This is a genomic window from Mucilaginibacter angelicae (assembly GCF_042434235.1).
Lineage (GTDB): Bacteria > Bacteroidota > Bacteroidia > Sphingobacteriales > Sphingobacteriaceae > Mucilaginibacter > Mucilaginibacter angelicae.
Genome location: NZ_JBHLTS010000024.1, coordinates 77,087 through 95,728, shown reverse-complemented (window position 1 = coordinate 95,728; position 18,642 = coordinate 77,087). Strand labels below are relative to the sequence as shown.

Annotated in this window: 18 protein-coding genes; 16 read left to right on the top strand and 2 right to left on the bottom strand. The window is 41.6% G+C overall.

Going from position 1 to position 18,642, the window contains the following annotated elements:
• Window positions 1–22: 22 nt before the first annotated feature.
• On the bottom strand, window positions 23–1,393 hold the full coding sequence (locus tag ACFFGT_RS18375) for a Gfo/Idh/MocA family protein (protein ID WP_377023994.1): 1,371 nt from the start codon (window positions 1,391–1,393) through the stop codon (window positions 23–25).
• A gap of 357 nt (window positions 1,394–1,750) precedes the next feature.
• On the opposite strand from ACFFGT_RS18375, the gene ubiE reads away from it, so the two are divergent.
• The 6 genes from ubiE (at window position 1,751) to ACFFGT_RS18345 (ending at window position 6,685) form a co-directional block, all read left to right on the top strand.
• Window positions 1,751–2,482 carry a bifunctional demethylmenaquinone methyltransferase/2-methoxy-6-polyprenyl-1,4-benzoquinol methylase UbiE gene (gene ubiE, locus ACFFGT_RS18370; RefSeq protein ID WP_377023993.1) on the top strand — a complete coding sequence of 244 codons (732 nt, stop codon included), beginning with the start codon at window positions 1,751–1,753 and terminating at the stop codon, window positions 2,480–2,482.
• Window positions 2,479–3,213 (top strand): type IX secretion/gliding motility protein PorT/SprT, encoded by a 735-nt coding sequence (gene porT, locus ACFFGT_RS18365; RefSeq protein ID WP_377023992.1) that lies wholly within the window; start codon window positions 2,479–2,481, stop codon window positions 3,211–3,213. Before ubiE ends, porT begins: the two co-directional genes overlap by 4 nt.
• Before the next feature lie 378 nt (window positions 3,214–3,591).
• Window positions 3,592–4,350 carry an SDR family oxidoreductase gene (locus ACFFGT_RS18360; RefSeq protein WP_377023991.1) on the top strand — a complete coding sequence of 253 codons (759 nt, stop codon included), beginning with the start codon at window positions 3,592–3,594 and terminating at the stop codon, window positions 4,348–4,350.
• 230 nt (window positions 4,351–4,580) lie between these two features.
• Window positions 4,581–5,030 (top strand): GatB/YqeY domain-containing protein, encoded by a 450-nt coding sequence (locus ACFFGT_RS18355; protein WP_091172583.1) that lies wholly within the window; start codon window positions 4,581–4,583, stop codon window positions 5,028–5,030.
• 218 nt (window positions 5,031–5,248) lie between these two features.
• Window positions 5,249–6,022 (top strand): alpha/beta fold hydrolase, encoded by a 774-nt coding sequence (locus tag ACFFGT_RS18350; protein WP_377023990.1) that lies wholly within the window; start codon window positions 5,249–5,251, stop codon window positions 6,020–6,022.
• Window positions 6,023–6,685, top strand: coding sequence for a CBS domain-containing protein (locus ACFFGT_RS18345; protein WP_377023989.1), 663 nt, complete (start codon window positions 6,023–6,025; stop codon window positions 6,683–6,685).
• Between the two features lie 321 nt (window positions 6,686–7,006).
• Here ACFFGT_RS18345 and ACFFGT_RS18340 read toward each other — a convergent pair whose 3' ends face one another.
• A complete protein-coding gene (locus ACFFGT_RS18340) occupies window positions 7,007–7,669 on the bottom strand; it encodes a response regulator transcription factor (RefSeq protein ID WP_377023988.1) in 663 nt (220 codons plus the stop codon).
• Window positions 7,670–7,943: 274 nt separating this feature from the next.
• Here ACFFGT_RS18340 and ACFFGT_RS18335 point away from each other — a divergent pair, with 274 nt between their 5' ends.
• From ACFFGT_RS18335 to nuoH, 10 genes are all read left to right on the top strand, one after another.
• The gene (locus ACFFGT_RS18335) at window positions 7,944–8,825 is read left to right on the top strand and encodes an NAD kinase (protein WP_377023987.1); all 882 of its coding nucleotides are present in this window, start codon (window positions 7,944–7,946) and stop codon (window positions 8,823–8,825) included.
• Window positions 8,826–8,834: 9 nt separating this feature from the next.
• Window positions 8,835–9,620, top strand: a complete 786-nt coding sequence (gene porG, locus ACFFGT_RS18330) for a type IX secretion system protein PorG (RefSeq protein WP_377023986.1) — start codon at window positions 8,835–8,837, stop codon at window positions 9,618–9,620.
• A gap of 385 nt (window positions 9,621–10,005) precedes the next feature.
• Entirely contained in the window at window positions 10,006–10,524 is a 519-nt protein-coding gene (locus ACFFGT_RS18325; RefSeq protein ID WP_377023985.1) for an ExbD/TolR family protein, read from the top strand.
• Window positions 10,525–10,896: 372 nt separating this feature from the next.
• Window positions 10,897–11,637, top strand: a complete 741-nt coding sequence (gene uppS / locus ACFFGT_RS18320) for an undecaprenyl pyrophosphate synthase (RefSeq protein ID WP_377023984.1) — start codon at window positions 10,897–10,899, stop codon at window positions 11,635–11,637.
• Between the two features lie 63 nt (window positions 11,638–11,700).
• On the top strand, window positions 11,701–14,253 hold the full coding sequence (bamA, locus tag ACFFGT_RS18315; protein ID WP_377023983.1) for an outer membrane protein assembly factor BamA: 2,553 nt from the start codon (window positions 11,701–11,703) through the stop codon (window positions 14,251–14,253).
• A 16-nt stretch (window positions 14,254–14,269) separates the two neighbouring features.
• Window positions 14,270–14,800 (top strand): OmpH/Skp family outer membrane protein, encoded by a 531-nt coding sequence (locus ACFFGT_RS18310; protein ID WP_091221985.1) that lies wholly within the window; start codon window positions 14,270–14,272, stop codon window positions 14,798–14,800.
• 48 nt (window positions 14,801–14,848) lie between these two features.
• Window positions 14,849–15,361 carry an OmpH/Skp family outer membrane protein gene (locus ACFFGT_RS18305; RefSeq protein ID WP_377023982.1) on the top strand — a complete coding sequence of 171 codons (513 nt, stop codon included), beginning with the start codon at window positions 14,849–14,851 and terminating at the stop codon, window positions 15,359–15,361.
• Window positions 15,362–15,588: 227 nt separating this feature from the next.
• Entirely contained in the window at window positions 15,589–16,101 is a 513-nt protein-coding gene (locus ACFFGT_RS18300; protein ID WP_377023981.1) for an OmpH/Skp family outer membrane protein, read from the top strand.
• Between the two features lie 66 nt (window positions 16,102–16,167).
• Window positions 16,168–17,013 (top strand): glutamate racemase, encoded by an 846-nt coding sequence (gene murI, locus ACFFGT_RS18295; RefSeq protein WP_377023980.1) that lies wholly within the window; start codon window positions 16,168–16,170, stop codon window positions 17,011–17,013.
• A 546-nt stretch (window positions 17,014–17,559) separates the two neighbouring features.
• A complete protein-coding gene (gene nuoH, locus ACFFGT_RS18290; RefSeq protein ID WP_377023979.1) occupies window positions 17,560–18,630 on the top strand; it encodes an NADH-quinone oxidoreductase subunit NuoH in 1,071 nt (356 codons plus the stop codon).
• Window positions 18,631–18,642: the final 12 nt, after the last annotated feature.

Here is an 18,642-nt window from a genome sequence, read left to right as displayed (position 1 = left end):
ATAAGGTATTTGCTGTGAACTGTTATTTTTTGATAAGCTGCATTTTTTCAGGATCCCAGAACATCGGGCTGTTGTTGTAATAGCTGTCATTACATAATAGGGCGGGGGCTGCCGCGCGGTAGCCGAATATGGCATCTTCAGTTACCTTACCTTTATTGCGGATGGCGGTGAAGAAGTTGTTCATATGATCATACGGACCGCCGAGGTAGCCTTTATCGGCATCGTAAGTGATCTCTTCAGGCGGAAGCATTTTTTTGCGTTCGGCGTAACCGCTTCCGGCTTTTTTAAGCTTATCTAAATAAAACGGATCGTCGGATGCTAAAACTTTGTTGCGCTTTAAGGTTACCTTATCCCAGGTTATATCCATCGAGCCCTCGCTGCCTACCAGTTTAAGATAGGTAGTGCCGCTGGTGCCATCCACAAAGTTGCACCTTAAGGAAAGGTTGAATGCCGGATGTGCCTGGGTTTTGCCGTAATCAAAAGTGCCTAAAAGTACATCGGGTACTTCGCGGCCATCGTTCCAGAAACGTAAACCGCCTGACGCGTAAATTTTATTAGGCCCTACAGAATCAGTTATGAAATGCAGGCTTGAAAACAAGTGAACAAAAAGATCGCCTGCCATGCCGGTACCATAATCGGTATAGTTTCTCCAGCGGAAAAAGCGTTTCTCATCAAACGGGCGTTTTTTTGTATTGCTGATATAAGTTTCCCAATCCACAGTTTGAGGCGAGGCGTCTTCAGGGATAGGATATTGCCAAACCTCAAGCGGCGCGCGCCTGGCCCAGAAACCTTCGGCATAGTTAAGTTCGCCAATGGCGCCGCTTTTTAACAGTTCATGCGCTTTTTCATTACCTAATGATGATACGCCCTGGCTGCCCACCTGGAAAATCATACCCGTTTCTTTTTGTGCCTTGATCACTGCCGGGCCTTCGGTAATGGCATGTACCATGGGCTTTTCGCAGTAAACATGCTTGCCGGCATGCATGGCATCAACCGAAATTTGCTGGTGCCAGTGATCGGGCGTGGCAATGATCACTGCATCCACATCTTTACGGTTCAGGATCTCTTTGTAAACCCTTGTAGTAAAAATGTCGGCCCCCCAGCGGGTTTTGGCATCTTTAAGCCTGCCGTCGTACAAATCACACACGGCTACCAGTTTCACACCGGGCACCTGCAGTGCGGTAATAGTGTCCTGTGTGCCCATGCCGCCTGCGCCAATGAGGGCGAGGTTCACCTGGTCGTTAGGACTGTTGCCCACAAGGCGTTTCTGGATAGAAAAAGATTTGGCCTGGCTTTGGCTGGCTAAAAGGCCCGATCCGGCGGCTACAGCCGCGGTTGCTGTGGTTAGTTTTTTAATGAAACTACGGCGCGAGGATTCTTGTTCGTCTTTCATAAGGATAAGGAAACAAATTTAAAATGTGATTTACCGGGATGTACCGGTTGTAATTGGTTTTTAAAAATAATGAATTGACTTAACATTTGTATAATTAGGGTAACTTAATATCGGGGTAACTTCGTGTCGCATGGTCAACTCACCCGGTCTGCGCTTCGCTGGACCACCCTCTCTCCGGCTTCGCCGCAAAGAGGGTAAGGGAAACATAAAATATTGAAACCCCCTCTTTGCGAAGCAGAGAGGGGTGACGAGCGCAGCGATGCCGGGGTGAGTCCACTTGTCAGCGCTGTTTCAGTATTCATTTTCGCCTTTCTTAATATTAATGCATTCAGCGTACAATCACTATCTTTGCCCGCGATGAGCAAAACCATAACACCGTACCATGACGAGCAGGCTACCAAAAAAGAGCAGGTGGCAGATATGTTCAACAATATCTCAAAAACATATGATTTCCTGAACCATTTCATGTCGCTTGGTATTGATATCATCTGGCGTAAAAAGGCTATCAACGAATTAAAAAAAGATAAACCAAAACTGATCCTGGATGTTGCTACCGGTACCGGTGATTTTGCTTTCGAGGCTTTATCTATCCTGAAACCCGAAAAAATTATTGGTGTTGATATTTCAAGGGGGATGCTTGACATCGCGGAGCAAAAAATAGCCAAGCGTGGTTTAAGCGATAAATTTGCTGTAAAACTGGGCGACTCGGAAAAACTACCTTTTGAGGGGGCAGAATTTGACGCGGTTACGGTTGCTTACGGCGTACGTAATTTTGAAAACCTGGAAAAAGGTTTGGCCGATATAAACCGGGTGCTGAAACCGGGCGGGAAAGTGGTGGTGCTTGAGTTTTCAAAACCCAAGGTATTCCCTGTAAAGCAATTATATAATTTTTATTTCAGCTATATTACACCGGGAATTGGTAAGCTGTTCAGTAAAGATGCAAGGGCTTACAGTTATTTGCCCGAGTCGGTAGCTGCTTTTCCTGATGGGCCGGTTTTTGTAGCTTTGATGGATAAAGTGGGTTTTAAGAATACCAAATGCAGGCCTTTAACGTTTGGTATCTGTTCAATATACACCGGTATTAAATGATTATAAACCGTTACCTGATTGTAGTTGTACTTATTTTTAGCAGCAATTTATTGTTTGCTCAACGCGTACCTGCATGGGGTGGCGGTGCCGATCAGCAGGACCTGAGCTTTGGCTTCAGCTTCACGTATGTAGGCAGCGATTTCAAGATCATCAACCAACCCAATTTTCGCGATCCTTTTTTGGATGAAAATGGCGTCCAGGTGAAAGGTCCGCTTAACAGCATCAGCTCAAAAAGTACATCAGGTTTCGGTGTGGGGTTTTTAACACGGTACAGGCTCACCGAACATTTGGAGGTTCGCACCACGCCATCCTTGATTTTTGCCGACAGGGCTTTACATTATTCTTATGTTGATCCATCAGAGGATGTTGACAAAAAAGTACAAACCACTTCGGTTGATCTGCCCCTGCAATTAAAACTAAAATCGGACAGGCTGGGCGATTTCAGGGCTTATGTAGTAGGCGGCATAAAATATACCCAGTCCATCGGCTCCAAGAAAAATGCAGATGCCAATCTTGATCTTTCCGAAAAACTGGTGAAGAATGTTGGCGGCTTTGCCTCATATGAAGCAGGAATAGGCTGTGATATCTATTTTGAATTTTTTAAGCTCTCGCCCGAGATCAAGATCTCCAATTCGATAGGAAACGTACTGATGCGCGAAAATAATCCTTATTCTGCACCTATCAGCAGGCTGGGCTTACATACCATTATGTTCAGTTTGATTTTTGAGTAGAAGTTAAAGCTATTCTTTGTTAGATGTTTTCTCGCAAAGGCGCGAAGACGCAAAGGTTTTTTCATTTTCACTTCTTGCACTCATTTATAATGAGTGCTTAAAATGGGTTTGCGTTTTTAACGCAATGGGTGATAAAGCCATCATCATTTAATGCATGTCGCAGAATTGACTCACCCGATCTACGCTTCGCTGGATCACCCTCTCTCCGGCTTCGCCGCAAAGAGGGTTGTAAAAATTAGATTGCTTAAAGTCCCTTCTTTGCGAAGCAGAGAGGGGTGACAAGCGCAGCGATGTCGGGGTGAGTAAAACATCCTTACCCACAACCGACAAAATTTCAAACTAAAAAACATAATTTCGCTGTTTATAGTTATCAAACCTATGAGTAAAATTGCCTTAATTACAGGAGCTACCGCCGGCATTGGCGAGGCATGTGCACACGTTTTTGCCCGTGAGGGATATAACCTGGTATTAACCGGTCGCCGGTTGGAAAGGCTGGAGAAACTGGCCAAACACCTGAATGATAAGTATAATGTAGAAGTTGCCGTTTCATCATTTGATGTACGCAACCGCGAGGATACTATCAGCAACCTGGAGGCATTGCCCGAAAAATGGAAAAAAGTAACGGTGCTGGTTAACAATGCAGGTTTAAGCCAGGGGCTTGACCCGATTCAAAAAGGCAGCATTGATGATTGGGAAACTATGATTGATACCAATATAAAAGGCCTGCTGTATGTAAGCCGGGTGGTATCAAACTGGATGATTGAAAATGGTAAAGGCCATATTATAAACCTTGGTTCAATTGCCGGTAAGGAAGTTTATGCAAACGGAAATGTATATTGCGCTACCAAGCATGCTGTTGATGCTTTGAATAAAGGTATGCGGATTGACCTTTTACCTTACGGCATTAAGGTAACGGCAATACATCCGGGTGCTGTGGAAACCGAGTTTTCGGAAGTGCGCTTTAAAGGCGATAAGGAAAGGGCAAAAAAAGTATATGAAGGTTTTGAACCATTGCAGGCCGTTGATATAGCCGAAACCATCTGGTTCATTGCATCACGACCTGCACATGTTAACATCAACGATATCCTGATCATGCCAACGGCACAAGCTAATGCCGGTACGATATTCAGGGGGTAGTAGATGTGCAGATGTACAGATTTCAGATGTGCAAATGAGGATGATGTGCGGATATGCAGATTCCAGATGTGCAAATGAATGAAGTTTCAAAATTAGTTCAATAGACTTATATAATAAGAACAGCATCAAAAAACATTTGCGCATCTGCATATTAGAAATTTACACATCGAAAAATCATCTGCACATTTGCACATCTGAAATTTGCACATTTAAAAACACTAATTAAAGATATGTCATTAATTACACAAATAGACCAGGACATTAAACTGGCCATGCTTGCTAAGCAGGCAGATCGTTTACAGGGATTACGCGCCATTAAATCGGCTTTGCTTTTGGCTAAAACCGAAAAAGGGGCTGCCGATGAATTAACCGAAGATGCAGAGATCAAGGTATTACAAAAGCTGGTAAAGCAACGCAAGGAGTCGGCTGATATTTATAAAGAACAAAATCGTGACGACCTTTACCAGGTTGAGATAGCCGAAATGCTGGTTATTGAAGAGTACCTTCCGCAGCAAATGAGCAAGTTTGAAATTGAGGGTTATCTTGAAGAACTTATTGGCAGGATAGGCGCAACATCGGTGAAAGATATGGGCCGTGTAATGGGTATGGCCAGTAAAGAACTTGCCGGCAAGGCCGATGGCAAAACAATATCGGAGGTGGTTAAACAGTTATTGGGTTAGGCTTTTAGCATTTAATTATTACTGAGCTTTTTAAATAGTAATGTTGAATTAATGTTAACTTGTTTAATAAAAGCTTAACATTACTACATTGATAAATAATTGCTATACTTGCTAAATGTCGTTCGTAATAAACTAATTTTACAGCGGAATAACAGGAATTTATACTGAAAGCGATTTTGGTATAGGCTAATTTTGAAAAATTAATTTTTAATATTTATATGGAGTTCGTGCTTAAAGAGGAACACGGTTTTAGTTACATCGATGAGGGCGAAGGAGAGGTGCTGTTACTGCTGCATGGTTTAATGGGGGCGTTGAGCAATTGGGATGGTGTTATTAATGAGTTTAAATCAAAGTACAGGGTTATTATCCCCATGCTGCCTATTTATGATATGCCGCTGATCAGCACCGGGGTAAAAAGTTTATCGAAATTTGTACATAAGTTTATAAAATTTAAAAAGCTTAGTAATATTACTTTACTGGGTAATTCGCTTGGCGGGCATGTGGCTTTGGTATATTTAACCGCGCATCCCGAAAACATAAAGGCTCTTGTCTTAACCGGCAGCTCGGGCTTGTATGAAAACGCTTTTGGCGGTTCGTTCCCACGCAGGGAAAGTATTGATTTTGTGCGCGAAAAGGTACAATTTACATTTTATGATCCGGCCATCGCTACTGATGAGCTGGTACTTGATGTTTTTCAGACCATTAATGACAGGCACAAGGTGATCCGTTTGCTGGCCATGGCAAAATCGGCTATCAGGCATAATATGAAAAAAGATCTGCATAAGATCACTATTCCTGTATCTTTGATATGGGGCCGTAATGATAAGATCACCCCGCCCGAGGTAGCTGTTGAGTTTAATGAAACACTGCCCGATTCTGAACTGCACTGGATTGATAAATGTGGCCATGCCCCTATGATGGAGCACCCTGAAGAATTTAATGTTTTACTTAAACAGTTTTTAACTAAATTAGAGACCAAAGTAAATGCGTAGATGATAGCACTTGACCTGATAGCTGACTCGATACCACCGGTACACACCTCTGATACCATTCAGAAAGTGCTTGACCGTATGGTTGAGTTTCGCCTCAGGCATTTGCCTATTGTAAATGAAGAACAATTTTTAGGTCTGCTTGCCGAGGATGACCTGATAGCTGAAGATGATTATCAAACCCCTATAGGTGCGTTGGCCCTTTCGCTGGTTAATCCCTATGTGCTGGAAGATCAGCATATCTATGATGTTATCCGCCTGTTTTATGAGCAGCAACTTACTGTGGTTCCGGTGCTTGATGCCAAAAGCAATTACCTCGGCCTGATATCCATTAACGCCATTACAGAATATTTCGCTCAAATAACTTCGGTATCGCAGCCGGGCGGCATTATTGTGCTGGAGATCAGCAATAAGAATAATTCGCTGGCACACATGGCGCAGATCGTAGAGTCAGACAATGCGCAGATCCTGAGCTCCTATGTTCAGTCCTTCCCCGATTCCACCCGGATGGAGGTTACACTAAAAATCAACAAACAGGATATCTCGGCCATAACTGCCAGTTTCCTCCGGTACGAGTATGATATCAAGGCCACCTTTAACCATACCGATATCAACGATACCACCCGCGACAGGTATGATTCACTCATGAATTACCTTAATTTGTAGTCATAGGTCATAAGTACGAAGTCTTAAGTCAGCGGCCTTAAATAGGATGCACTATTATATCTTATCGAACTTTGAGATTTGAAATTTAAGACTATTGACTTAATATACAGAGAAGCTGTTTAAAAACGAATCTTATTCATTGCCGTTGACTTTAGTCGACGGTAAGAGGAGGTAGCATTGCGGGCTTTAGCCCAATATTCAAGCGATATTTTGGCTAAAGCCCCTTGTTTTTCGTTCATTACTCCGTTGACTAAAGTCAACGGCAATGATTTTGTATTTTACATAAATAATCCCAATCAAATTTAAACAGCTTCTCAGAACTTAAACCAAATTATAAGCCTGCGCAAACCGCACGGCATCATAATGATTTTTTAACCGCAGCTTGTTCTTGATGTTTTTACGGTGTGTTTCGGCCGTAGCCGGGGCAATGAATAGTTTTGCGCCAATTTCTGCCGAGCTCATGCCCATGGCAATATATTTCAGGATCTCTTTTTCGCGCCGGGTAAGGGTCAGGAACAGCAGGTTGTTTTTTCGCAAAAATGAGATGTCATCCATTAACCGGTTCACTTTGGTGGTGATATGATGAACTGGGTCCAGCATGCTGGCTAATGTCAAAATATGCGTGGCGTCGCCGGCTTCGTTGCGGGCAAAAACTTTAGTATTACTAACAAACAGCTGCCACTCTTCATGTTCTGACGAGCGGGCCTGTTGAAAATAAGACACCTGCTCCTGGGTACGGCTTTTTATAAGGTGCAGTATTTTAGGCACATACTCATCGCTGTCTTCGGTGTTAAAATATTTTAGATGATATGTTTCCGGGCCCATGGCCTTCAGTTCATCAAGCGTGGTACCCAATATATTAAGGCCTACACTGTTCATATATACAATCTGCAATGTTTCAACCTCATGTATTATTAATGCAGAAGGAAGCTCATTGGCAATTGACTGTATATTGGATAGTTTTTGGGTAAAAGTTTGATCCATCTATAAATAACCGTTGTTTAAATATCGTAAGGTAGGCCAAAATAGTTAAACTTAATTAATTTTACTTTGAAGTTATTTATCTGTTAAGGTTATTAAAGTGCTGTTATTCGGAAATATTGGCAAACAATAGCATATGGTTTGTCATTATAGAGGTGTATCTGGTATAAAGGGCAGATCGGGACCCAATTGCAGCGGATAGGTTATACCTGTATTAATTATTTATGCCTTGCTGCATGAATGTACTTTCAAAGTTCGATATTCGCTTTTTTAAAAAATGAAAATAGCAGTTTACGGCAGGCCCTTTAATGAGCCATCTGTTTTACCCTTTGTACAACAGGTTTTTGATAACCTTGCACAGCATGGTGTTGATATTTATGTACACCAGCAGCTCCACGAATATCTGCAGGATAAACTGACCACGGTGCAATACAAAGTATTGCGCCCGGCCGAAACATTAAAAGGCTTTATAGATATTTTTATAACGCTTGGTGGCGACGGCACCCTGCTTGATATGGTAACCGTGATCCGCGATTCGGGGATCCCTGTTATCGGTATCAATTTTGGTCGCCTGGGTTTTTTGGCCAGTGTTAATAAAAATGATATTACTGCGGCTATTCACGCCGTGGTGAACAGGCAGTTTACCTGCGATTGCCGCGAGCTGCTTACTGTTGATTCGCAGCCCAATGTTTTTGGCGACAATAATTTTGCCCTTAATGATGTAACTATCCATAAGCGCGATGATGCTGCTATGATCATTACCCATGTGTTTTTGAACGATGAGTTTTTAAATTCATACTGGGGCGATGGCATTATTATCTCCACATCAACTGGTTCAACAGCTTATTCGTTAAGCTGTGGCGGGCCAATCATTTTCCCGCAGTCAAACAGTATTGTGGTAACCCCGGTATCGCCACATAACCTAAACGTGCGGCCTATTGTGATCCCTGATACCAGTAAACTTTGTTTTGAGGTTGAAAGCCGCAGCGCTAACTATATCATTTCCTGCGATTCGCGAACGGAGGTGTTAGATCAAACAGTTAAATTTCATGTTCAAAAGGCCAGTTTTAAGTTAAATTTAATTCGCCTTAGTAATGAAAGTTATTTAACTACGTTAAGGAATAAACTGCTTTGGGGCCTGGACGCCCGTAATTACTAAATTTGATTAATGCCTAAATTTTTACTTTTTGCGATATTCTTCTTTCTAACTTATCAGCTGCAGGCCCAAACCTGGGAAATAGGCGGATCGATAGGTGGTGCAGGTTATATTGGCGATCTTAACCCCAATAACCCTGTTAAGATAAGCGGTGTTTCGGCAGGCATATTTGGTAAAAGAAACTTCGACGGTTATTTTTCGGCTAAGTTGAATGTTGGCGTTGGTAATATTGCAGCTTATGACAACCGGTCAAGCAATCAGCAATTTCGTGATCGTAACCTTAATTTTAAAGACCAGTTACGCGAGGTTAGCCTCACCGGCGAATTTAACTTCATGAACTATATCCCCGATGCCGGGCGAAATAAATACACGCCTTATATATTTACAGGTATCGGCATTTCTTCCTACGCCCCCCAGGCACAGGATTTCAGGGGCGGCACCAGGAGCCTGAGATCATTAAAAACCGAAGGCCAGCTTAAGCCCTATGGTAATAATACGGTTGTGATCCCTTACGGCTTAGGTATTAAGTATAACCTTTCGGGCAAATTTACCATCATGGCCGATATGGGATATCGCTATGCATTTACCGATTATCTTGACGATGTAAGCGGTGTGTATCCCGATAAAAATAAAATGACCGGCACTGCGGCTGCACTTTCTGATCGTTCGGGCGAAATAACCGGTAATTATATTGGCACAGTTGGCTCACAACGCGGCGATTTTAAATCGCACGATACCTACTTCTTCCTCAATTTCACCATCTCATTTACTTTCGTAACAGCCAACTGCTACTACTAAAAAGCTGTTTAAAAATGATGAATACAGTTTTACAGGTAGATAAAGCTTCATTGCCGTTGGTTTTAACCAACGGAATAATGATTAGCAATAAGAGGGCTTCAGCCTAAATCCGCTTGCATAATTAGGCTAAAGCCAAGACTTTTAACTTTTTTACCGTTGGTTAAAACCAACGGCAATGAATATTTTGCGTTTTTTAAACAGCTTCTTAGTACAGTATATCTACAATTTGCGGTATACAAGCGTTGTGGAATTATTGTGTCTTTTTAAATAATAATTCAATATTTAATTCGTTTAAAATTAGAAAATACAATATTTAATTCTGTTTTTGTATTGTATTTTCTAATTTAGTATTGCAATTAATTATTAACCTTAAATCTTTAAAGTCATGGCCGAATTAAATTCATCCCCCCAAAATGGCGGCGGAAAACACAAACGCAAAAAAATAAACGCCCGTGTTGATCTTACTGCAATGGTCGATCTGGCGTTCCTGCTCATTACCTTTTTTATCATGACCACTACGCTGGCTAAACCAAAAGCTATGGATTTGGCTATGCCGGTAGGAAAAGAAGATGAACCTGTGGGAGCAAGTCGCACTTTAACGGTATGCCTGGGTAAAGACAATAAAGTGTTATATTTTTTGGGCGAGCTTAAACAACCTATAATAGCGCCATCTGTTACAAACTTTAATGCAAATGGGATTCGTAAAGCCATCATCGAAACAAATAAAAAAGTGCATGATAATACGGGAAAAAGCATGATCGTACTGGTAAAACCCAGTGATAAATCGCAATACAGTAATTTGGTGAGTACGCTTGATGAACTGGCAATTACCGGTATCCAGCAATATGCTATAGTTGATATTATGCCTGAAGATGTTAATGCACTTAAACAAAAAGGAATATAATAATGTAATGCAACTGTAAGCAAATTTACAGGCAGCTTTTTAGGGCCGGCAGCTTTCATTATCAAACAGATAATAGCTGCCGGCTTTTTAATTTAGCTTAAATATTGTGAAAAATCATGGTTTTGATAGCTATTTAGGCAGTTTTAATATATTATTCGCAATAACATTTTCTTTTAGTGCGGGATACTAAAAAAATACAAAGTAAGTTTTACCTTTGTACCCTGAAAAATCCGTCAATTTGCGTGGCAAAAATGGCAAATGTGGGTTAATTTATAATTGAGCAGTCTAACAACCGGATATAGCAGACCATCGTATTGATGAAAAATTTTACACAAGTGTGTTTGTACAGGGTGGCTTTTGATAATGAGTAATATGGATTATTTGGATCAGATTGATTTGTCGAAACTACCGCAGCACGTAGCTATCATTATGGATGGTAACGGGCGCTGGGCAAAAGGCAAAGGCAAATTACGAATATTTGGCCATCACAACGGTGTAACTTCTGTTAGGGACGTTGTTGAAGGTGCCGATAAATTAGGTATTAAATATATCACCTTATATACATTTTCGTCCGAAAACTGGAACCGTCCCAAGCTGGAGGTTATGGCTATTATGGAGCTGATGGTAAGTACCATTCATAAAGAAGTTCCCGGCTTTATGAAAAACAACATCAGGCTTAATGCCATCGGAGATCTGGATATGCTTCCAGAGAAATGCCTTCGCGAACTTAATAGCGCTATTGAAACTACATCAGGTAATACCGGTGTGGTACTTACTTTGGCTTTAAGCTATAGTTCGCGACGTGAAATTGTGCGCGCTGCAAAAAATATCGCCATAAAAGTAAAAAACGGCGAGCTGGATATAAACGATATTAATGAAGAGGTTTTTGAACAAAACCTTTTTACCGGTGATATGCCGAACCCCGAGCTGCTGATCAGAACCAGCGGTGAATACCGTATAAGTAATTATTTATTATGGCAAATTGCTTACGCTGAGTTGTATTTTACAACCAAGCTATGGCCCGATTTCAGGAAGGAAGATCTGTATGAAGCAGTGATCGATTTTCAGAAACGCGAGCGCCGTTTTGGTTTAACAAGTGAGCAGGTGAACTAAATTTTTACTTTTAACAAATTTTAACAACTGTATAAATTATTTTTAGCCCACTAAAATATTCGAATGTATAAATTTCTTTTTGCTATTCTTTTCTCGGTTTTGGCTACTACGGCTTTCGCCCAGATATCCAACGGGCCGAGGCCTACACTGTCAAAATCGATACCGGCTGATAGTTTAAGTTATCTTAACCCTAAAGATTATATTATTGGTGGTATTTCTGTTAGTGGCGCAAAATATCTTGATAAAGACATCCTGATCCAGTTATCCAAATTAACCAAAGGCGATCGTATCAACCTTCCGGGTGAGCGTAATGCCGAGGTAATTAAAACCTTATATCAACAGGGCTTATTTGATGATGTTCAGTTAAACATCACCAAAATTAATATGGATACCATTTACCTGGAGATTGCTGTTTTGGAACGCCCGCGTTTATCACGCATGCACTTAACCGGCATTCGTAAAGGCGAGATTGAAGATGTTCAGAAAAAACTGAACGACCGTGTAGGCAAGATCGTAAATGAAAACCTTATCAGCACAACAACTGCTATCATTAAAAAACACTTTAATGAAAAAGGCTTTTTAAATACTACCGTTACCATTACCCAGCGTAAAGATCAGGGTGATGTTAACAGCGTTATATTGGATGTTGCCATTGATAAAAAGACAAAGGTTAAAATTAACGATGTTATTTTTGAAGGCAACAAGGCATTTAGTACAGGTACCCTGCGCGGATTTTTAAGTAAAACCCGTAAACGTAAATGGTATAACCTGTTTGGATCGAAGAAATTTAAGCAGGATAAATACGAAGAAGATAAGCAAAACCTGGTTGAAAAAATGCAGGGCAGGGGCTATCGTGATGCTGAGATATTGAGTGATTCTGTTTGGAAACATGATGATGAAACTGTAAACGTAAAACTGAAAGTATACGAAGGCCCGAAATATTACTTTGGTAACGTTAAATTTTCGGGCAATGCCAAATACCCAACCGATATATTAAACAGGATCCTCCATGTTAAAAAAGGCGACGTATTTAGCGAAGACGAATTGAACAAACGCTTAAGCGGCCCTACACCGGGTAATGATGACGTTTCATCGCTTTATCTGAATGACGGTTACTTAACCTTCAATGCCGATCCGGTACAAACAAGGGTATATAATGATACTGTTGATGTTGATGTAAGGATTTATGAAGGCCCTCAGTATACCATTAACCGCGTTATGTTAAAAGGTAATGATGTTACCAACGATAAAGTGGTAATGCGTGAGATCCAGACAAAACCTGGTCAAAAGTTCAACAAGGAACTACTGATCCGCAGTGCGCGTGAAATTGGCCAGCTGGGTAACTTTGACGAGCAAAAAACTGAGCCTAAGCCAACCAATATCAATCCGCAGGATGGTACTGTTGATTTGGTTTATAACGTAGTTGAAAAACCTTCAGATCAGATCGAGCTTTCGGGCGGTTTTGGCGGTGGCCAGCTGGTAGGTACTTTGGGCTTAACCTTTAATAACTTTTCTATCCGTAACATATTCCACCTTAAAGCTTACAAACCGTTACCTAAAGGCGATGGTCAGAAATTGAGTTTAAGGGGGCAGTCAAGCGGTCGTACTTACCAAAACTTCTCGTTCACATTCTCCGAGCCGTGGTTAGGTGGTAAAAAACCAATTTATTTTGCGTTATCGGCCTATACACAGGGAAGCTCAACCGGTCAGTACTATCCAAAATCAAGCCCTTACTACAATAACCTGCGTATTAACGGTATTGGTGTTACATTAGGTAAACGTTTAAAATGGCCTGATAACTATTTCCAGTTAAACTACTCGCTTAACTTTGATCACTACAATCTGGATAACTATACCGGTTACCTGTTCACCAACGGTACCTCATATAACATCAAGTTAACCCAGGAGCTTAGCCGTAACTCAATTGATGCGCCTATTTTCCCAACACAGGGTTCAAACATTAAATTTACCGTACAGGCTACGCCTCCATATTCACTATTTAATAATATCAACTACCGTATAGCAACTCCTGAAGAGCGCTACCACTTTGTTGAGTATTACAAATTTAAATATGACGCGCAATGGTTCTCGAAACTGGTAGGTAAGTTTGTGCTGATGTCGCAGGTAAGGTTTGGTTTCCTTGGCCAGTACAACCACGAAGTAGGCCCTTCACCGTTTGAACGTTTCAAATTAGGCGGCGACGGTATGCAGAGCTACCAGTTTTTACAGGGTAGCGAGATTATCGGTTTACGCGGTTACCAAAACTTCTCGATAGTACCTGAAGGCTCAAACGAAAATCAGAACACCAACACAGGTAGTGCCATTTATAACAAATACACACTGGAGCTTCGTCACCCGGTTATTGCCAGTCAATCGGCAACTATCTTCCTGCTGGCCTTTGCCGAAGGTGGTAACGTTTGGAACCAGTTTAGCCAGTTTAATCCGTTTAACGTAAGGCGTTCGGTAGGTGTGGGCGCAAGGATATTTTTGCCTATATTTGGCTTACTTGGGTTAGATTATGGTTATGGCTTTGACAAAATACCGGGACAACCGGATGCAAATAAAGGCCAGTTCCATTTTACAATTTCTCAGAGTTTATCCGGCGGATTTAATTAATTTGCGTTCCGAATTTATGAAGAAGATAATTTTAGTAGCCTTTTTAACGTTAACTGCTTTTGCAGGTGCCTATGCGCAGCGTTTTGCGTATGTTGATTCGGAGTATATCTTAAAGCACATGCCCGAATACGCTTCATCACAAAAGCAGCTGGCTGCATTATCTGATCAATGGCAGAAAGAGGTTGACGGGCGTTTTCAGGAAATTGACCGCCTGTATAAAGCCTACCAGGCCGACCAGGTGCTGATGACCCCTGATATGAAGAAACGCCGTGAGGCCGAAATAGTAGAAAAAGAAAAGGCGGCGAAAGATTTTCAACGCCAGAAGTTTGGTCCGGATGGTGAGCTTTCACAAAGAAGCACAGCGCTGATTAAACCTATTCAGGATAGAGTGTCTAAAGCTGTACAAGCAGTTGCCGAAGGCGATAACCTGGATATGATTTTTGATAAAAACAGTGAGGTGATCATGTTATATGCCAGCCCGCGATATGATAAAAGTGCGGATGTTATAACCAGGTTAGGACTAAAGCCCGGAGTATTTGCTAAATAATTTGAATTAAAATAAATCGAACTATTATTTAAACACAGAAAAAAGGAAATGAAAAAACTATTTAAAGTTGCCTTAGTTGCAGTAGGTTTGTTATTTGCGGGCAGCTTTGCAAATGCTCAGACTAAGATAGGCCACATCAACTTCAACCAACTGATTGATTTGATGCCCGAAACTAAAACTGTAACGGCATCAATACAGGCTTATCAAAAAACATTCATTGATCAATTAACTACTATGAACAATGAGTACCAGACAAAAGGCCAGGACTATACGTCAAAAAGGGCGAGCATGACTGATGCTGTACGCGCCGTTAAAGAAAGCGAATTGCAGGATATTCAAAAACGTATGAATGACTACCAAAACAATGCCCAGCAACAAGTTGATGCTAAAAGGCAGGAATTAGGTAAACCGCTTATCGACAAAGCTACCCAGGCTGTACAGGCTGTGGCTAAAGAAAAAGGTTATGCTTACGTGTTAGATTCATCACAGATCACTTTATTGGTATCTCCTGATGCTGATGACCTGATGGCAGCTGTGAAACTTAAATTAGGCTTGAAATAAAAATTACAAAAGATATAGAAAAAGCGCCCTGATTAAACGGGACGCTTTTTTTATGTTTAACAATCAAATTACTCAATGTTATTTTAGCCGGAGTAAGGATAGCCGCCAATGTTCCTGTTCATTGTTAAGCTGTTTCCGGGTTGGTTTTCATAAGTAATTTGCAGTACACGTTACAAAAACAAACAGATAATTATTATCCATTATTAAACACAGGACACAAAACAAAAATGAAAAAACTATTTAAAGTCGCCTTAGTTGCAGCAGGTATGTTGTTCGCGGGTAGTTTCGCTAAAGCGCAAACAAAAATAGGTTATGTTAATTTTAGCCAGGTTATTGATCAGATGCCTGAAACTAAAACTGTTTCAACAACATTACAGGCCTATCAAAAAACATTCATTGATCAGCTAACCACTATGAACAATGAATTACAAACCAAAGGAGCTGATCTGGAAAAAAACGCTTCTACAATGACAGATGCTGCACGTTCAGCAAAAACTGCCGAGCTTCAGGACATCCAGAAACGCATGAACGATTATCAAAATAACGCTCAGCAACAAGTTGATGCTAAAAAGCAAGAATTAGGCAAGCCTATCATTGATAAAGTTTCAACTGCGGTACAAGCTGTAGCCAAAGAAAAAGGTTACGCTTACGTACTGGATTCGTCACAGGTTAGCATGATCGTATCGCCGGCAGGTGATGACCTGATGGCTGCTGTAAAATTGAAATTAGGTTTAAAATAAAATCACCTTTAAGTAAATTATACAAGAGCGCCCCGTAATTACGGGGCGCTTTTTTTATGTTTGTGTATGTCAAATCAACCCATTGGTATTTTTGATTCGGGCTTTGGCGGGCTAACCGTATTCCGTTCCATTATTGAACAGCTGCCCGGCTATGATTATATTTATATGGGCGATAATGCCCGCGCCCCTTATGGTAACCGTTCATTCAGCACCATACACCAGTACACCTGGGAGTGCGTACAATGGATGTTTAGCCAGGGATGCCCGCTGGTGATCCTGGCCTGTAACACCGCATCGGCCAAAGCACTGCGTACTATCCAGCAGCAGGATTTGAAACATATAGATGATCCGTCGAAAAGAGTATTGGGTGTGATCCGTCCAACGGCCGAGATTATTGGCGATTATACCAAGACCAAAGAAATAGGGGTGCTTGGTACAAAAGGAACAGTACAATCGGGTTCATATTTGTTGGAGATCCAGAATTTTTTCCCTGATATAAAAGTTTACCAGCAGGCTTGTCCGCTTTGGGTGCCGCTGATTGAAAACGGCGAATACGATAAACCCGGTGCTGATTTCTTTGTGCAACTGTATTTGGATCAGATTATGGCACAATCACCAAACATTGATACCATTTTACTGGCCTGTACACATTACCCCATTATCCAGGAAAAAATAAAAGCATATTTGCCCGAAGGCATTAATGTAGTTGGCCAGGGCGATATAGTAGCCAAAAGCCTGGTTGATTATTTAAACCGTCACCCCGAAATTGAACAAAAATTGAGCAGGAACGGTGAAAATGAGTTTTATACCACTACCGATGATACCACCGATTTTGATCATCACGCCTCGCTATTCTTTTCGGCCCCGGTAAAATCAACGTTTATATCGGCTAATGATTTGGTGAAGTGTTAGTTTGGGTGAGTGGTTGGTTAAATAANGTTTGGGTGAGTGGTTGGTTAAATAAGATATCTGCCGCGGGTTTAGCGCAGCGTAACCCGTGGTTGGCCATGACTTAAGTTTTTAACTTAAGTCCCCTGTTTTTAGCGCAAGTCTTGTGTGATGGCATTAGCGTGGATGACTTGTGCTTCGGGCAAAAAAGCACAAGTCATCTCCCCTCCGGCCCACTACTCAAGACTTGCGCTAAAGAGATGAGAGGTTGATTAAATAAGATATCTGCCGCGGGTTTAGTGCAGCGTAACCCGTAGTTGGCCATGACTTAAGTTTTTAACTTAAGTCCCACTTCAGTCAGAGACTCAAACTATTTTACACCACGAGTTACGCTGCGCTAAACTCGCGGCAGTTATTGGGCCATTATAACCACTCACTTAATCAACCCAGTCAACCACTCACCTGTACAATCAACCATTCACCAACAATCCCTATCAACTTAATATATAATTTAATCATTCTAAATAACTCAACATTTAGTAAGTTTGCACCCTTAAGCAAATATTCCTGTTGAACTATTATTTTACATATTTTATTGCGGCAATTGGGTTGTTCAGTTTTTCGGCCTTTTTCGCTTTATTCGGTGTGTATGCCGAGCGTAAAATATCAGCATTTATACAAGACAGGCTTGGTCCTACCGAAACCGGGAAATACGGCTCACTGCAAACGCTGGCCGATATTTTGAAGATGCTTCAGAAGGAGCTGATCATCCCGGCGGCAGCAGATAAATGGCTGTTTATGCTGGCTCCGGCGGTAATCTTTATAGCAGTATATCTCGGCTTTGCTGCCCTGCCCTGGGCACCTGGGTTAATTCCTTCAAAAACTAATATTGGTCTATATTATATCTTCGCCATTATCTCCATCGAAACATTGGGGATCCTGATGGCAGGCTGGGGATCAAACAATAAATACTCTATACTTGGTGCCATGCGTTCGGCAGCGCAAATCATTTCCTACGAGATCCCTGCAGGCTTTGCCATAATATCGGTAGTGATGATAGCACAAACACTGGATTTGCAGGTGATCTCGGCCCAACAGGGCATCCTAACTACTGAAAAAATAAAGTTCGCCGGTTTCTGGGATGTATCTCAGATAGGCGGCCTTTTTAGCTGGAACATATTTCGGGCACCACATTTATTGATCGCATTTGTAATCTATTTTATAGCTTCACTGGCCGAAAGTAACCGTGCCCCTTTTGATATTCCGGAAGCAGAATCGGAACTGGTAGCCGGTTTCCATACCGAGTTTACGGGAATCCGCTTTGCGCTGGTATTTTTGGCCGAGTATTCGATGATGTTCCTGGTATCTATGATAGCAGTGATCTTATTTTTAGGTGCCTGGAATACACCGCTGCCTAACATAGCTGGCCTAAAGCTGGCAACGTGGACAACCGGAGTGGCATGGGGCATACTGTGGGTAATATTAAAAACATTAACCCTTGTAGGCGTGCAAATGTGGATCAGGTGGACTCTGCCCCGTTTACGGGTAGACCAGTTGATGAACCTTTGCTGGAAGGTATTAACCCCGCTGGCCTTTGCCTGTATGCTGATATCGGGCGTGTGGAGGTTGTGGTTAATGTGAGAATTGCCAGAG